General features: G+C 42.0%; 15 protein-coding genes. 7 read left to right on the forward strand and 8 right to left on the reverse strand.

What is annotated here, in order from left to right; all coding sequences use genetic code 11:
• From QL982_RS12380 to QL982_RS12390, 3 genes are all read right to left on the reverse strand, one after another.
• Positions 1-369: hypothetical protein (locus QL982_RS12380; RefSeq protein WP_290190348.1), on the reverse strand; the 369-nt coding region annotated here is incomplete at its 3' end.
• Between the two features lie 382 nt (positions 370-751).
• Positions 752-2,026, reverse strand: coding sequence for a saccharopine dehydrogenase family protein (locus QL982_RS12385; protein ID WP_290164579.1), 1,275 nt, complete (start codon positions 2,024-2,026; stop codon positions 752-754).
• Between the two features lie 258 nt (positions 2,027-2,284).
• Positions 2,285-3,541, reverse strand: coding sequence for a carboxynorspermidine decarboxylase (locus QL982_RS12390; RefSeq protein WP_290164576.1), 1,257 nt, complete (start codon positions 3,539-3,541; stop codon positions 2,285-2,287).
• 86 nt (positions 3,542-3,627) lie between these two features.
• On the opposite strand from QL982_RS12390, the gene QL982_RS12395 reads away from it, so the two are divergent.
• From QL982_RS12395 to cysE, 5 genes are all read left to right on the forward strand, one after another.
• A complete protein-coding gene (locus QL982_RS12395) occupies positions 3,628-4,284 on the forward strand; it encodes a DUF924 family protein (RefSeq protein ID WP_290164575.1) in 657 nt (218 codons plus the stop codon).
• 492 nt (positions 4,285-4,776) lie between these two features.
• Positions 4,777-8,499, forward strand: coding sequence for a DNA polymerase III subunit alpha (dnaE, locus tag QL982_RS12400; RefSeq protein ID WP_290164572.1), 3,723 nt, complete (start codon positions 4,777-4,779; stop codon positions 8,497-8,499).
• 95 nt (positions 8,500-8,594) lie between these two features.
• Positions 8,595-8,972 (forward strand): Hpt domain-containing protein, encoded by a 378-nt coding sequence (locus QL982_RS12405; protein WP_290164571.1) that lies wholly within the window; start codon positions 8,595-8,597, stop codon positions 8,970-8,972.
• A gap of 45 nt (positions 8,973-9,017) precedes the next feature.
• Complete coding sequence (locus QL982_RS12410) at positions 9,018-9,884, forward strand: RNA methyltransferase (protein ID WP_290164582.1); 867 nt, start codon at positions 9,018-9,020, stop codon at positions 9,882-9,884.
• 425 nt (positions 9,885-10,309) lie between these two features.
• Positions 10,310-11,188, forward strand: coding sequence for a serine O-acetyltransferase (gene cysE / locus QL982_RS12415; RefSeq protein ID WP_290164569.1), 879 nt, complete (start codon positions 10,310-10,312; stop codon positions 11,186-11,188).
• A 156-nt stretch (positions 11,189-11,344) separates the two neighbouring features.
• On the opposite strand, the gene QL982_RS12420 is transcribed toward cysE, so the two are convergent.
• The 3 genes from QL982_RS12420 to QL982_RS12430 all read right to left on the reverse strand — a co-directional run bounded on the left by QL982_RS12420 (position 11,345) and on the right by QL982_RS12430 (position 12,870).
• Positions 11,345-11,869 (reverse strand): hypothetical protein, encoded by a 525-nt coding sequence (locus QL982_RS12420; RefSeq protein WP_290190349.1) that lies wholly within the window; start codon positions 11,867-11,869, stop codon positions 11,345-11,347.
• Complete coding sequence (locus QL982_RS12425; RefSeq protein ID WP_290164566.1) at positions 11,869-12,198, reverse strand: hypothetical protein; 330 nt, start codon at positions 12,196-12,198, stop codon at positions 11,869-11,871. The genes QL982_RS12420 and QL982_RS12425 overlap by 1 nt, the downstream gene beginning before the upstream one ends.
• Positions 12,199-12,402: 204 nt before the next feature.
• A complete protein-coding gene (locus QL982_RS12430; RefSeq protein ID WP_290190350.1) occupies positions 12,403-12,870 on the reverse strand; it encodes a hypothetical protein in 468 nt (155 codons plus the stop codon).
• Positions 12,871-13,424: 554 nt separating this feature from the next.
• On the opposite strand from QL982_RS12430, the gene QL982_RS12435 reads away from it, so the two are divergent.
• Positions 13,425-14,042, forward strand: a complete 618-nt coding sequence (locus QL982_RS12435) for a hypothetical protein (protein WP_290164562.1) — start codon at positions 13,425-13,427, stop codon at positions 14,040-14,042.
• A gap of 74 nt (positions 14,043-14,116) precedes the next feature.
• Complete coding sequence (locus tag QL982_RS12440) at positions 14,117-14,659, forward strand: hypothetical protein (protein WP_290164560.1); 543 nt, start codon at positions 14,117-14,119, stop codon at positions 14,657-14,659.
• Between the two features lie 137 nt (positions 14,660-14,796).
• Here the strand turns inward: QL982_RS12440 and QL982_RS12445 are convergent, their stop codons facing one another.
• Together QL982_RS12445 and QL982_RS12450 are read right to left on the reverse strand one after the other, a co-directional pair.
• Positions 14,797-15,462, reverse strand: coding sequence for a hypothetical protein (locus QL982_RS12445; protein ID WP_290164558.1), 666 nt, complete (start codon positions 15,460-15,462; stop codon positions 14,797-14,799).
• A 48-nt stretch (positions 15,463-15,510) separates the two neighbouring features.
• Positions 15,511-16,766, reverse strand: a 1,256-nt coding sequence (locus QL982_RS12450; protein ID WP_290190351.1) for a hypothetical protein, incomplete at its 5' end; no start/stop codon positions are given.

Consider the following 16,766-nt stretch of genomic DNA (forward strand, 5'->3'; position numbering starts at 1 on the left):
ACCATCAGGTAAAAACACCACTTCGATCTCTTGATGCAATACTACAAGGTTATGCTCTTGCGCTGCTTTGATAATAATCGCAGAAAACTCAATGGCGAGCTCCTCAGGAGCATGATCAATGCTTAAGACAGGGTTAGTAAAATCGACCATCCAGTCTGTCATGTCACTATACATGTTAAGGATTTCATCATCATAGTAGGCTTTGGCTTCTTTTATAAACTGCTCTACTGCTTTGGCAACTGCTATAAAGGCGGGATTATACCTTTTTGGCGCATTGTGTGACACCTGCGTTTCCATGTCCTGCGCGTCACTATAGCTGGTTGGTTTGCCGTTCTTTATGTCCCATATAAATAATCCGCTGAAGCTCATGTGTTGTCCTTTATCTGTTAATTTTATTTTACGTACCGTACTATTTGACCGCTTTGTTGTCTCAGAAAACAAACCCAAAGCTGCCGTAGAATCTCTTCAGTAGTAGAGTGCGCCCATCGCACCGACAAAAAAACTTGTTCAAACCACGATAAATACTAACAAGAACGTGATGCCACCTCTAGCCCTGAGAGCCGTAAAAAAATTACACTGCAATTTTAGGCTCGCAAGAGGAATTCTTTCAAATGAGAATTCCTAGTAGAAATGGTAGATAATAGCAGGTGGCAAGTTTGGCTCCCATACCTTCTCATAAAATTACAGTAAAAACCCAGACATAAAAAAGCCTATCTATAAAAGACAGGCTTTTCTAAATAACGTTTGCTAATTAAATATCAAACTCAAGCGCTCTATCACCATTCTCGTCTTTGATACGAGTTGGCAAACCAATCTTATTCAATAGATTGATAAGTGGCTTGGCATCAAGCTCTTCGACGTTGACCATCTTGCCTGCGTCCCATTCACCGGTAGCAACAAGCATAGCGGCCGCGACAGGTGGCACACCCGCAGTATAAGAAATACCTTGGCTGCCCATGGCTTCAAAGGCTTCTTTGTGATCAGAGACGTTGTAGATAAACACTTCGCTATCCACGCCATCTATCTTGCCTTTAACCTTGTCACCGATACAAGTCTTGCCCGTATATTCTGCTGCTAAAGAGCTTGGATCTGGTAGTACGGCTTTCACCACTTTTAGCGGGATGACTTCTTGCCCTTCAGCCGTCATGACAGGCTGCTCAGACAACAAGCCTAGGCTTTGAAGCACAGTAAAGACATTGATATAGTGTTCACCAAAACCCATCCAAAAGCGAATGTTTGGCACATCTAAGTTGGCTGATAATGAGTGAATCTCATCATGCCCACTTAGATAGCTGTTTTGCATACCTACAACAGGCAGATCATCCGTACGCTTCACTTCAAACATTTTGTTTGACTGCCACTTACGATCTTGCCAAGAGTAAACAGTACCCGTAAATTCACGGAAATTAATCTCAGGATCAAAGTTAGTGGCGAAATATTTGCCATGGCTACCAGCATTAATATCGATAATATCGATGTCTGTGACCGAGCCTGCATCCATCATGTCATAGCCAAGACGCGCATAAGCGTTGACCATACCAGGATCGAATCCTGCACCTAAGATAGCGGTAATTTTGTTGTCCGCACAGCGCTGCTTACGCTTCCACTCATAGTTGTTATACCATGGCGGCGTCTCACAGATCTTACGAGGATCTTCGTGAATAGCCGTATCAATATAAGCAACTTCCGTTTCGATACAAGCTTCTAGCACACTCATATTCAAAAAAGGTGAGCCAACGTTGATGACGATTTGGATGCCTGTGTCTTTTATCAGCTGGATCAGCGCAGGGATATCCATGGCATCGATTTGGTGCGTATGCAAAGTCGCTGGCTGCTTAAAGCTGCCTTTCTCTTGTACACTTTGGGCGATGGCATCACACTTATCTACCGTGCGCGACGCAATATGAATATTGCCAAGCACGTCATTATGCATTGCACATTTATGCGCAACCACTTGAGCGACACCGCCTGCTCCAATGATGAGCACGTCTTTTTTGTTGGTTGTAGCTTGTTGGTTTGTGTTCAATGAACAATCCTCCTTTGTGTCCCTGTCGATACCATTGATAGCGGCTATGCAAAACAGAAACGAGTGAATGATATGCGTGAATTAAAAAGGAAGACCGAGGAAAACCCACGCACCCGTCGGGCAAGCATCATTTTCTGCCAATGACTGTTTGCCCGAGGCGATTATAACAATTTTTTAATCTCTTTTTGGCAAAAATTCATGAATAAACATCAATCTTATTAACAATGTAAATATGATGCTAATACTCAATTCTGAATATTAAGACAAACTTGCCTTATAATCTTGATAATCAAACTCACGCTGGATATCGAGACTGCCATCCAATCGGCGGATGACTATCGCTGGCATGTTGACACCATTGAACCAGTTTTTCTTCACCATGGTATAACCTGCGGCATTACCAAAGGTAATCTGATCGCCTATCTGTAAGTTACTTGGCAAGTCGTACTCACCAAAAATATCCCCTGCCAAACACGAGCGACCATAAATGAGCGTACTGTCTATCTCACTGTCGAGAATAGGTTCTGACGTCTCAATCACTGAATGACCAATAGGAGCGATATCCATTGCTGTATTATTGATGGCAGCAATAGGTGCTGACTCGCGGTAAATCAGTAGATCAAGCATATGTGCCTCGATGGACGAATCAACCACGGCAAGATGCTTTTCATTGTGCATGGTGTCCAATACGGTCGTGACTAACGAGCCAGCGCCATGAATGCTCGCTTCACCCGGTTCAAGGTAGACTTGCACGCCATACTGTTCGCTAAACCCTTTTAACCTTTCAGCGAGCTTTTCCAGTGGATAATCAGGCGCAATAAAGTGGATACCACCGCCTAAGCTTACCCACTCTAATTGCGCCAGAATATCGCCAAACCTGTTTTCAATATCTGCCAGACTTTCACTAAACGCTTCAAAGCTATCATTTTCACAATTGTTATGAATCATAACCCCAGTGATATCACCAAGTACCGCAGTGATTTTATCTTTGTTATGCTCACCCAAACGGCTAAAAGGACGAGCCGGATCAGCGATAATAAACGATGAATTACTGGTTTTTGGGTTTAGACGCAGCCCGACAGGAATGTCTTGCGCACGTGCCTGCTCGCTAAAAGTATTGAGCTGCGAGATAGAGTTAAAGATGATTTTATCCGCGTATTTTAATACCTCAGGGATTTCACCTGCACTATACGCCACGCTGTAGGCATGCGTTTCTTTTTTGTCTTTGCTACTCGCATCATCATTATTGCCAAAAGTCTCATAGCCCAGACGGACTTCATTAAGTGACGATGAGGTAGTGCCATGCAAATACGGCTGCATAATATCGAACACGCCCCATGTGGCAAAGCATTTCAGTGCTAATAATGCCTTTGCACCGGACAGCTCACACAACCGTGCAATGATTTGCATATTGGCAACGATGGCAGCTTCATCGAGTAAATAGTACGGCGTTGGCACGTTGATAGACTGGCTGGTAGATTTGGTAAAAGTTGGATTGGTAGACGATGTATTCATGATGGTGCACCCGATAGCATTTGATAACAGTAGCGAATAATATTTCGCGCTATAGTAGACTAAATTCATCATAATTAGAATAGTTTATGGCACTCTCAACCGATTATTCCACCTCTGCCAGCCGATCCCATTCAGTCCAATTAAATCCAAAAAGTGTAGATTTGACCTACCTCAACCCTGATGCGCGTGCCGTGTTAGATTTTTGGTTTGATAAAAAAAATGAGACTTATTGGTTTGCACAAAACGATCGTTTCGATAAGCAGATACAGGAAAATTTTGGCCGTATTTGGCAGGCAGCCAAACAAGGCGAATGTGTCACTTGGCGTATCGCAGAGTCTTCATTGGATGGTAATAGCTCGATAACGGCATTGGCAGGACGCTTGGCAGAAATTATTGTGCTGGATCAGTTTTCACGCAATTTATGTCGCGGACAATCAAGTGCATTTGCGCAAGATGGTATGGCATTAGCACTCGCCCAAGAAGCCATTCAAAAGCCTTATTTTGACACCTTACCGATGCAATGGCGTAGATTTATTATCATACCGTTTATGCACTCTGAATCGGCAGTCATCCACGAGCGCTATCTGCCATTATTTGAACAACTGGATGATGCGACCACACTAGATTTTGAACAGCGTCACAAGGAAATCATTGATCGATTTGGGCGATATCCGTATCGTAATAATGCACTAAATCGTGACTCTACCGAAGATGAAAAAACCTTTTTGCAGCAGCCCAATTGATCGTTTTAAACTAGGCCGTGTCCTCATTTCAAAAATGGGGATAAAAATGAGATAAATTACCGTCAAGCGAGAAAAACAGTGTCGATAATATCGAGATATTGACCAGCTATTTGACGATGTTTGACGGTGTTTGACGGTGTTTGACAAAATTTAGCCGTTTTTAGCCCAGTTAGATAACTATCGTTTGAATTGAGGACATGCCCTATACTTAAACCCAACTTCAAAAGTCTTTTAGCAGCGTCTAAATAGGTACATATTTTTTCAACGATATCACATATCTGGCAAATACTTTCAACCCTCCCACTCAGATTAAACCCTTGGAATCAGTGGCTGTCTGCGGCAAATAATGCTATTATTGACGACCCCATTTAAAACGTATCAACATGGCTACCGAGGTCTTATTCACCTCAGAATATCAATATAAATAACTGATAATACTCATTTATTTTATCGGTAGCGTATTGCTTTTGATCGTACTAGTAAGAGTCTTCTATGGCATTTGTACACCTTGGTATCCACAGCGAATATTCAATCACCGACTCTATCGTGCGTATCAAGCCGCTAGTGAAAGCCGCTGCGGCTGACCAGCAGCGCGCTCTAGCATTGACCGACTTGTCCAACCTGTATGCCACGGTAAAGTTTTATCGTGCCTGCCTAGGTGCTGGTATCAAACCCATCATCGGCAGCGAAGTCATCATGGAAAATGAAGACACACGACTAACCCTATTAGCGATGGACAACGAGGGCTATCAAAACATTACCCGTATCGTATCGCTCGGGTTTACCGAAGGGCGTGCCGATGATGCCAATCATGGCGTACCAGTCGTCAAGCGCAGTCATATTTTAGAGCATGCGGCAGGCGTGATTGTCTTGTTTACTGAAAAGTCAGACGTTGGTCAGGCATTGGTCGGTTCAATGCCTGAAAAAGCCGATGAGCTATTGATAGAATGGCAAGCGCAATTTGATGATCGTTTGTACTTTGCCATCAAGCGTACCAATCGCTCAGGCGAGGATGCTTTTATTAAAGCCGCAATTCATGCAGGCGCTAAGCATAATATTCCACTCATTGCCCATAATGACGTGCGTTTTTTAGAGCAAGATGATTTTGATGCACATGAAGCCCGTGTTTGTATCGCAGGCTCGTATGTTCTTGCAGATTCAAGCCGTCCTCAGACCTATTCAGATGAGCAGTATCTAAAGACTCAAGCGCAGATGGCGCAATTGTTTGCTGATATTCCACAGGTCATTGACAATACTTTACGCTTAGCCACACGTTGCAATGTGACCTTGACACTGGGTATCAATGTATTGCCCGACTTTCCTGTACCTGAAGGCGAGACGATTGAATCGTTTTTTCGGGCAGAGTCAGTACGTGGCCTTAATAATCGCTTGGATAAGCTCTTCCCTGTCGCCGAGCGTACTGAACATTGGAGCGACTTCCGCCAAAAATATGATGAGCGTCTAGAGTATGAGCTAGAAGTTATCTTATCCATGGGATTCCCTGGTTACTTCTTAATCGTCATGGACTTTATCCGTTGGGCAAAAGCCAATGGCGTGCCCGTTGGACCAGGCCGTGGTTCTGGTGCAGGCTCGCTGGTCGCTTATGCGCTCAACATTACCGACCTTGATCCCATTCATTACGATCTGTTATTTGAGCGCTTCTTGAACCCTGAACGGGTATCGATGCCCGATTTCGATATTGACTTTTGTATCGAGGGTCGTGATCGCGTCATTGATTATGTGGCGCAAACTTATGGCCGTGACGCGGTCTCGCAGATTATTACTTTTGGTACCATGGCGGCAAAAGCCGTGGTACGTGACGTAGCCCGTGTACAAAGTAAATCGTACTTTTTAGCCAATAAAATATCCAAGCTTATCCCAAAAACACCAGGCATCACGCTGAGTCAAGCGCTTGAGCAAGAGCCACAGCTCAAAGACTTAATCTCTAATCCTGATAATATGGATTATGAAGATGCGATTGAAGTTTGGGAAATGGCGATTAAGCTTGAAGGCGTCTGTCGAAACGTCGGTAAACATGCTGGTGGCGTACTGATTGCTCCGCATAAAATCACTGACTTTAGCGCCATCTACTGTGATGATGAAGGTCACCGTGTCAGTCAATTTGATAAAGATGACGTCGAGGCCGTTGGTCTGGTGAAGTTTGACTTTTTGGGTCTACGTAACTTAACCGTCATCAATGCTGCGGTTGAAAACATCAACTTGCGCCGTGCCAAAGAAGGCAAGGAAGCATTGATCCTAGAAGACTTGCCGTTAGATGACAAAAAAGCTTATAAGCTATTGCAAGATGCCAAAACCACTGCTGTCTTTCAGTTAGAAAGCATGGGTATGAAAAAATATCTGGCCAAATTGCAGCCGACCAACATCGAAGATGTCATCGCCATGTGTGCGCTATATCGTCCAGGTCCACTCGATGCGGGCATGGTAGAGATGTATATCGACCGTAAACATGGTCGCGAGGAAGTTATTTATGACCATCCCAATCTTGAGCCAATTTTAGAAAACACCAATGGCGTTATTGTCTATCAAGAACAGGTGATGCAAATCTCACAGGTGATGGCAGGTTATAGTTTGGGCGGTGCGGATATGCTTCGCCGTGCCATGGGTAAAAAGAAACCGGAAGAGATGGCCAAGCAGCGCGATATCTTTGTCACTGGTGCCACCGCGCAAGGTATCGATGAAGTCACCTCAGGTGGTGTATTTGATTTGATGGAAAAGTTTGCGGGTTACGGTTTTAACCGATCGCATTCTGCCGCTTATGGCGTCTTGGCTTATCAGACGGCTTATCTAAAGCAGTACTATCCTGCCGAATTTATGGCAGCGGTCTTAACTTCTGATATGAACAACACGGACAACGTGGTGTTCTTTATCAATGACTGCCGCGAAAACTTTGAATTGACCGTGGTGAATCCATCCGTCAATCGCAGTGAATGGCATTTCGTCGCTGACACGCCAACCAATATCATTTATGGTTTGGGCGCGATTAAAGGCGTTGGTGAAGGTGCGGTTGAATCCATTGTAGAAGCCCGTCGCCGCGAAGGCCCTTTCAAAGATTTATATGACTTTTGCCGCCGTGTTGATATCAAAAAGGTCAATAAGCGCACCCTTGAAGCATTGGTCAGCGCGGGCTGTTTTGACGACTTTGCCGCAACCTTGCGACCTGACTTGCCAGCCGATGAAGCTTACGAGATTCGCGGTGCCTTAATGAGTCAACTGCCAAGCGCCGTACAAGCCGCTGAGCAAGACCGTCAAAACCGCGAAATTGGCATGATGGATTTGTTTGGTGAAATGGATGGTGTGGTCGCAGCGCCGCCACTCGTTATGACACCAGAGCTAATCTGGGGTGACAAACATCGCCTAAAAGCAGAAAAGAACACCTTAGGATTGTACTTAACGGGGCATCCAATCAATGAATACTTGGATGAATTAAAGCGCTATACGTCAGGTATAAGACTCAACAAGTTAACGGATACTGGCTATAACGGCAGCTGTTACTTTTCAGGATTGATTATCGACATCGCCAACTTCGGCAATCGTAACGTGATCATTTTAGATGATGGCACCTCAAGATTAGAAGTCAGTTGCTATGCCGAACGTTTCAATCGTGTTAAAGAACAGTTGAAAATCGATGAGGTCGTCATCATAAAAGGGAGTATACGCGAACGTGATGGACGCTTGTTTGCGCGCCTCGATAGTGCCATGAGTATGGTAGATGCTAGGCTGCGTTGGCTCAAAAAAATCAGTATCAAAATTCACGGTAGCGACATCAATCTGCTCACGCATTTGCAGCCATTACTCAAATCAGCACAAGCTGATATCATTCCCGAACCACGTTTGGCTTATAACAATGAGCAAGACGAACAAGGCAGTAATAGTAGCAGTGGCGCTTATGATCCTGCGATGGGCGGCAGTTTATATGATGAAAATGGCAATGATTTGTTGGCTCTCGAAAACAGCATGAATCACGACGCGGCTCATTCAAACGGCATGCCATCAAGCTATGCAAATCAAGCCTTGAGTAATACGGATGCTTCTATCAATGATAACTGCCTGCCGCTTGGACTGAGCGTTTATGAAGAATTTGGTATTGCTAATGTCGGGTTGTCTGAGCATTGGCGCATCTACCCTAGTGATGACAATTTACAGCAATTAAAAAATATGATTAGTGAAGATAACCTACACTTTCATTACAGTTAACCGCTTTAGTGGCATCAAGAAATTTATTATAGTTAGGGTGTGATAGCACATGCCCTAACCTTATTGCTTTAACTTTTAACAATTGGACATATACCATGGACGAAAACACAAATAAAAATATAACGAAGCAAGCTGAAGAAGTCATTAATCATGAGCAGTTTGAAGACATGCGTGAACTGCTCGAAGAAGATTTCTCTGGTTTGATCCAAGTATATATCGCTGACAGTAAACAGCGTGTGGTCACACTGCGCACTGCCCAAAGAGAGAATGATAATGCCAATGGCTTTGAGATTGCACATGCGCTAAAAGGCGCGAGTGCCAACTTGGGAACGGTACAACTGGCAAACCTTAGCAGTCAATTACAAGAGCAGTGCCGTGAACGCCGTATCGGTGAGCAAGCGGTTCTTATTGAAGAGATTGCTATCGCATTACACCGTGCCGAACAAGAAATCAATCTAAGATTGGGGCAATAAATGAGTAACAGTGCTCCATCATTGACAACCCCAGAATCAGTACCAATGCCAGAACCAGCAGCGCACACAGTGAGTGACTACCTTGATTGCTTACAAGTCGTCATGGTCAATACGACTTTGCCTGCTAATATCGGCTCAGCAGCACGTGCGATGCACACAATGGGTCTGTCTCGTTTGACAGTTGTCGACCCTAAGCGACCAATTGATGAGACCAGTATCTCTCACGCAGCAGGTGGCAGTGACCTACTCTCATCAGCCTTGATTGCACCTACCTTAGAGTCTGCCATTGCCGACTGCCAGTTGGTTTTTGCGGCCAGCAGTCGCAGTCGTCATTTGCCTCGCCCTGTCGTGACACCCACGCAAGCTGCCAAAATCATGTTTGATTTTATCGACAAACAATCGGCATTGCGTACAGACGATAGTAACGCTGATAGCCAATCGGCGACTACTTATAGCAAACCAAATATTGCTATCTTGTTTGGACGTGAAGATCGCGGTTTGACTAATGAAGAGTTGGCTTATGCAGATTATCATATTCAAATTGATGCCAATCCTGCTTATCCTGTATTGAATGTCGCCTCAGCTGTGCAAGTCATCGCCAGCTTTGTCTTTGCTTATGCGCAAACGCACACTCAAACAGCGGAACGTTTAGATACTGATTTGAACGCTACTATTCAACCATCGCTCGATGTGTATTTACGTCAGCAATGGGATGAGCCTGCTATCACTCAGCAGCAGCTACAACAGCTCACTCAGCGTACCACCGACCTTATGGTTCACCGTGGTCTGGCAAATAGCGAACATCTAAAATCATTGCCATCACGCCTATCTAGACTTGGGTCACGTTTACAGCTTGATCAAAAAGAGTATCAACTACTAAGCGCTTTGATTGCCAAGCTCTCAAAAGATTAAAATAAATTAGGCCGTGTTTGATACTCACAAATAGGCACTGCTGATTGCTGCATTTTATCTACGCTGTGTTCCAGATAAGGCGTAAAACGACGGTAATGATCATGCCTTAACGAGGTTTAAAACGCACTGCTCATATAGATCTGAGGGGAGAGATTTAGCATCAGCTCCCATATTAACAGAAGGAGACAGGAGTGTTTTTTACCATGGTCGAATATCAAACACGCCCTAGGGTTCATCGGCTTATTTTAATTTGAGGTTTGCTTTAATTTACTAGCGCTTCACTATATTTTATGGTGCAAAGCTGCTATAACTTAAAAGAGCTTAGCGAAAATACGTATTCCTTATTATCCGAACCTTATGACCACAGAATAGAGACCTCGCTGTTTTAGCAACGACCCTCTACCGACGAATAGATAGGACGCTTTATGTCATTGCCATCCAAATTTTTCAAATCGCTTGCTAATATAAAAAAAGATTTGAAAGAAGACATCGATGCAGTATTCACCCGTGATCCTGCGGCGCGCAATAGTATGGAAGTCATCCTAACCTATCCAGGTATTCACGCGCTTATCTTGCATCGCGGGGCGCATTGCCTCTGGCATAATGAGCAAAAACTGGCAGCGCGTGTTATCTCCTACGGCTCGCGTATCATCACAGGCATCGAGATTCACCCTGCGGCCAAAATCGGTAAACGCTTTTTTATTGATCATGGTGTCGGTGTGGTCATCGGTGAGACTGCTGAGATTGGCAACGATGTCACCTTATATCACGGTGTCACCCTTGGCGGTGTCTCATGGAATAATGGCAAACGTCATCCCACGCTAGAAGATGGCGTGACGGTTGGCGCTGGTGCAAAAGTATTAGGGCCATTTACAGTCGGCAAAAATGCCAAAATCGGCTCAAACGCGGTGGTGGTAAAACCTGTACCAGCAGGCGCTACGATGGTCGGCAATGCGGCTCGTATGATTTCCGATCATCATGATGAAAAAGGCAATCCCATTGCCGAAAAATCACCAGACGCTAAGTCACAAGAAAAATCAGCGACCTCAAAACAAACCACCGCACGTGATACGGCATTTCAGGCTTATGGTATCGATCCAACTTCACAAGATCCCGTTGCAGAAGCATTTGCTAAAATGCTAGAACACATTCAGCAATCAGAAAACCGCCTCGATCAATTACAAGCTGCCATGTGCAAAATCGACCCTAGTTTTTGTAAAAAAGAATATGACAAACTGTGCTTAGAAGAGTTCGATGTGATTGGTAAAGATGAGGCTGATGAGAGAAGTTCTAAGCAGAAGTAAGTTTTATTTAATATGCTGCATCATCAGCGGCGCCTTCGACTCATGCTAATGATGATGCTTGCTGAATAATGTCTTTTAGCTCTTGAATCATGAACTGCTTATCAGCATTGTTAATATAATCAATCAACTGCTGTCCTGACATCTCATTAATATTCATTATTTGTATCTCCCGTAGTCATTAGGTGCTGCCATTTTGTATGAGATAATAGGGTCTTCCCAAAAGTCTGATGCTGTCCAAGATGTTATGTCATTTTCACCTGAAGGTGTCGTGCCAATACTAACGACTAGTTCACAAATTTGCTGAATATCACTTTCAAGAGCTTCTGAGCAATAGAGCACCACAAACTGTTGTTCACGGTCAGGATCTATTGAATATATTTCATATGGTGGCGGCATAGGAAACCTCTCCTGCATAATCAATGTAGAGCCATCTTTATTTAAGTAAACATACCAGTCTGATATTTCGTCTCTTCTCTCATGGTCTTCTAAAAATAAAAATAATTTCCATGCTTTTGTCGCACTGGGCTCTACTAAATTCATACTCCTCACAGCATTGTTATATTTTCTTAATGCATAATGTGGTGCTAGCCACTTTTCAGCTTCTGGTGAAGCGTAGAGTTCGTCTAAATCTTGTTCTGTAATGTCCCGATATATATATTTACTCATCTCATTAATATTCATTAGTAGTATTTCCCGTAGTCGTTAGGTGCTGCCATTCTGTAAGTAACAATTGGATCAACCCAATAATCAGGTTCGGGTTTTCCTGTTAAGTAGACGCCCCCTTGGGTGGCAGTATTAACCACCAACTCACAAATCTTTTGAATCGTATTTTCAAGCGATTTAGAATAAAAAAGAATAACGAACTCTTGCTCTCTATTGGGATATATAGGGTGTTTATCGTTTTCTAATGGCCATCTATCTTGCATAATTAACAAAGAACCATCTTTTTCTAAATACATAAACCATGCTGCTGTATCATAACGTTCGAAATTTTCTGAAAAACGAAACAACTTCCACTCTTCATACGCTATGGGTTCTGCTATGCTTTCCTTTCCAACATCGTAGTAGGTCTTTGGACCCTGATAGTATGGAATTAGCCATTTTTCAGCATCCCTCGAAGCATATAATTGATCGATATCTCATTTGGTGATTTCTCTATAGATATAATCACTCATCGTATTTTCTTTTAATCATTGGTTTAAAAGTGGTTAGGATTAACGAAAGTACAGCTGTTTGCTTTCAATAAATGTATAAGTTCTACTCATAGCGATACGTTTTATTTTTTCAGGCAACCCCTTAAGATTGTTTCCCATTAGCATATCACCACCATAAATAAGCGCTTGCGTCATTACTTCTTTAATGTGAGGCAGGCTTTCCCTCAACATAGAAGAACAATAGTATATGGATAGCTCATAACCCTCTGCTGTTTCAATAATAGTACAGATACCCTTATTAAATAAATAGGCGTAACGTGGCGTATCTCCTTTCATAGACGAATAATTACCTATATTGAAAATCATCTCGCCTGTTGCTTCAATGACAGCTACTCTCCAGCTACAATCAATCAGGCATCCAGCATGTTGTCTGTCAAAAAATATACCATAGAGCGCTTCTTTAACGTCTGGTGAAGCGAAAAGTAAATCTAAGTCGTCGTCCGTAATTTCTCTAAATATAAAAGTCATTCAACCTTACCCTTCTGAAAAATATAATATAGAGATGAAATATTCATAAAGAACTTAACCCAAAACATCGATCCTACACCCTCGAAATTCAATCATTTAACTGTCAGTATTTTGACGCTATAGATTTCGATCATAATGCAGATACAATAATATCAGTCAGTGCTAACGATAGCACTTGTGAAACTGAAGTCATTGAGTAGGAAGCTATTGAAAGTATATCTAAGATAAGAAAAAGAAAGGAGATAAGCTTAATAATTAATTTCGGTGAGCGTTTGGAGGGATTTTGATCACAGGCGGGTAATGAAGACGTCAGTGGTATTAGTACTAAAGTAGGTTGGATACCGATTAGAAAATTACAAAGACAAACAGCATCAGATCATCTTAGGCTCTGGATGATTAGACCCGAACCACCAAACACAGAACTTGAGAACAACAGCTCTAGATAAATAAAAATCACCGCAACTAGCTTTTATTTGACTATAAATCGTCGATATCAGCGCCTAGATCTGATCCATATCGAGTTAAATATTACTTCAAAACATGAAGGATCATTAATGGTGAACATCATTTTATCAAAAGTATTAGTGGTCTCCACGATTACATTGCTATCAGTCTCTGCATATGCGGCGACCTATCTGAAAAAAGACATTAGCGGTTATGGCGTTATTTATGATAATGATGGCGACACCAATTTAAGAGCTTTACCCAGTTTGGCTTCCGTTATAACTGCCAAGGTAAAAAGCGGTACCCTCGTTTACTGCCATAATGAAGGTGGTAGGTTTGGAGATTTTTGCTTTTCTACTACACCAAAAGGCGATGGTTATATTCATGCTTCTAGAATTAACGACTTGCAACAAGGAAATTCAGTATTAAGCACTGAAAATAATGAGATTCTTGCCAGTGACAACCTCAATGTTCACATTACCTATAAGAATAACGAATACCAAAGCATCTGCTTTAGCAGACCACACCATACTCCTTGTATCCCTAAGTCTTATCTTGACGATATTAAGGGCGTTGAAAAAGGCACGCACATGGTTTATAGCGATACCACATCCAAAAAATTGTACTTAACAGCTAGCTATATTAATAAGCAGCACATTTACAATGTAATTTGGACGCTCAACCCTGATGATAGTATAGAGCGCTGGATCTACGCTGAACAATTCTAGGGCGTATCATCAAGATAAGATACCAATCCAAAACTGACTTAAGATCAAATCAAAAACAATCAAGGTAATTGAACATGGCTAGATTACAATACGTTAGAACAAGCATTTTTAGCGCTTGTGCGATAAGTCTACTATTTCCTATGTCTAGCAATGCCATAGCAGTCCATAACGATAGCCCAAACCATTACATAGAAGTAGATATTGAGTCTTTAGTAACGAAATCTACTCTTGAGTGTGATTCTGTTTATAGACAGAATATCGCTGGTATTGCTTTTGCCTTGCAAGAAAGCACTGTGAATCGTATATCTCAGAATCAGTTTGCTATAGGTAATGACTACAAGATTAACGGCGTCAAACTAATAAGCACAACATACAAAAAATCTGAACAACAACGCACCGTAAATATGGATGTCGATTTTACTAAATTTGGGGTAAGAGTACTTCGTATTTCAAGCTTTGTGTATGATGGTGAAGCTGAAGGCTTTGGTTATTACTTTATTTTGAAAGGCAAACCATCAATGAACAAAAAAAATTTAGAGAAAGAAAATATCGACATGGATTTAGCCATGAAGACAAAAGGTGGTAATACCCGCATACCTTGCGTCATAGCAGGCTAAATAGTTCACATCACCACTATAAAGGGCTCTAATATGAAGCTATCACTTTTCATCATAGCCATATCTGACATCCCAGTAAACATTGTCGGCTAATAGAGCATATGTAGCTTTCTGTTGATTAGTCAAATTACTCATCTTTATTTCTCCTTGTTATTGATTATTTGTGTTGAAATTTCTTCATCTTTTAAGAGTTTGTATCGTTCGTTTCCAAGAGAAAGTTTTTCATTCCATGTAATTTTTCTACCATCTAACGTCCTAGGGACTGAACCCCATCCCTCAACGTCTGACGGATAAATGATATTCGTGCTATTAATATGGTATAAATCCTCAGACAAAGCTTTGACAAAATCGCCTTGCTGATTAAGAGCGACAACACAACGTAATCGTCCTATAAAAGCGCCTACAGAATTACAGTTAATCGAATCTTCATATAGATTCTTATCAGTCGTATTTTTATTACCTACTACATACCACTTACCATTATATTTATCGATAATGCCAACATAGCTTTTAAAATAAACCGACTTCCGCCCCACACCCTCAAACCCCGTATCCCAGCTAATCTCAACGTGCGTAGGAATGACACTCTTGCCACCTCCACGAAACATCTCGGAAATCTCTTTACCGCCTCCTTCTATGTAATGCCGTGTGATATGCACCCATATCATCTCGCCATTATGCAACTTAACTTCTTCATCGTACTCAATAGTTAAATCTTTGGGTCCAACAAGAGCACTACACGCAGAGAGTGGTAGCAGGGTTATGGCTAGTAATAATGGTCTAAATAAGGATTTTATGGTCATGTGATGTTTTCTTTGATAGTGAGCCTTCTTACTTTTAAAGTTAGTTAATTATTTATTAGCATGAATATTAAATAGTGATTTTTCAGGAACGAGTAATTTTTCTTTGGTTATATACTCGTCAGTTTGCACTTCTCCAGTCCCCTTTTCTCCGTGTCTATTGTTACCAACAAACCATGCATAACCATTATCATCAATATATGCAGTGCTTGAAAAACTATCGGCGAATTGATTTATTTTTATATCGTTACTTATCAAAACTGGTTGATAGAAGTAAGAGGAATTTCCCCCATTCGAACATTTTTCACATTTAGTTGTAGATAGCCCCCACAAGTATAAATCTCCATCGTTGGTATTAACTGAAAACGCATTAACCTTGTTAACTTTTGACAAACCTAGGATTCTAGTAGGGGTAAAAACAAAACTGTCTTTAGATTTTCCAGATCCTGTATAGTTAGTATCTCGCCAGCTCCATACCTCTCCATTTTCTAATAAAGCTAAATTAGCATAGCTATAGTCAAAGTCTACGATCCGTTTCTTTAGTTCAATTCTGGTGACAGGGAAGTATTTCTTACCAGTTTCTGTGACTAATGCTTTGACGTTTTCTTTGCCAAGACTATGACTTGAACTTGCTGAAGAGTACAAGTCACCTTCAACATTTAACGCCAGAAATGAGTCGGCTCCTCCTAGGATTTTTACGATACTCCTCAGACCTTTAATCCTAGTCGGCTTATTTAGAATTTTATCTTTATCAGTAGAAAGAACTCCATACTCATTATTTCCAAGTACAAAAACATCTTTTTCATTACTAATAAAAAAAGAAACTTGTGTGCCAGCAGAAATACCTATCACGTTTTCGATACCTTTAATCTCTCGTAACTCTTCTATAAAAGTATCGTCATCACTAGGGTCTATCTCTCCATATCTGTTGCTGCCCCAGCCCCATACTGTGCCATCTTTACGTAGTAATAACATATGTCCACCACCGCCTGAAACTGCTACCGCATCATTCACACCCTCGACTTGCCTAGGCGTTGGATCTTGTCCTGTCTTGGTATCACGCAGTAGACCATCTGTACCCCATGTCCATAACGTGCCATCGTCTTTTATCCCTGCGCTCCATGAGCTGGTCATGGCTAAGCGCTTGGGTTCGATGTTAATCTCAAGTGGGGTTTCTAACGGCTCATCTGGCATATTTGCCACAGGGTATTTGTCTTCGGTAAGGGCTTTAAGGTGCTCGGAAGGGGATTTATCGCAGGCAGGTAAAGTAGATATAATGATTATTACTACTAAACTCTTGATTATTT

This window comes from Psychrobacter sp. 5A.1, from assembly GCF_030407455.1.
Classification (GTDB): Bacteria; Pseudomonadota; Gammaproteobacteria; order Pseudomonadales; family Moraxellaceae; genus Psychrobacter.

Excerpts from the sequence above, each read along its gene's own strand:
- QL982_RS12390 (WP_290164576.1), bottom strand. The coding sequence starts at position 3,541 with ATGAATACATCGTCTACCAATCCAACTTTTACCAAATCTACCAGCCAG.
- dnaE (WP_290164572.1), top strand. The coding sequence starts at position 4,777 with ATGGCATTTGTACACCTTGGTATCCACAGCGAATATTCAATCACCGAC.
- QL982_RS12445 (WP_290164558.1), bottom strand. The coding sequence starts at position 15,462 with ATGACCATAAAATCCTTATTTAGACCATTATTACTAGCCATAACCCTG.
- QL982_RS12410 (WP_290164582.1), top strand. The coding sequence starts at position 9,018 with ATGCCAGAACCAGCAGCGCACACAGTGAGTGACTACCTTGATTGCTTA.
- QL982_RS12420 (WP_290190349.1), bottom strand. The coding sequence starts at position 11,869 with ATGAATATTAATGAGATGAGTAAATATATATATCGGGACATTACAGAA.
- QL982_RS12440 (WP_290164560.1), top strand. The coding sequence starts at position 14,117 with ATGGCTAGATTACAATACGTTAGAACAAGCATTTTTAGCGCTTGTGCG.
- QL982_RS12435 (WP_290164562.1), top strand. The coding sequence starts at position 13,425 with ATGGTGAACATCATTTTATCAAAAGTATTAGTGGTCTCCACGATTACA.
- QL982_RS12430 (WP_290190350.1), bottom strand. The coding sequence starts at position 12,870 with ATGACTTTTATATTTAGAGAAATTACGGACGACGACTTAGATTTACTT.
- QL982_RS12405 (WP_290164571.1), top strand. The coding sequence starts at position 8,595 with ATGGACGAAAACACAAATAAAAATATAACGAAGCAAGCTGAAGAAGTC.
- QL982_RS12395 (WP_290164575.1), top strand. The coding sequence starts at position 3,628 with ATGGCACTCTCAACCGATTATTCCACCTCTGCCAGCCGATCCCATTCA.
- cysE (WP_290164569.1), top strand. The coding sequence starts at position 10,310 with ATGTCATTGCCATCCAAATTTTTCAAATCGCTTGCTAATATAAAAAAA.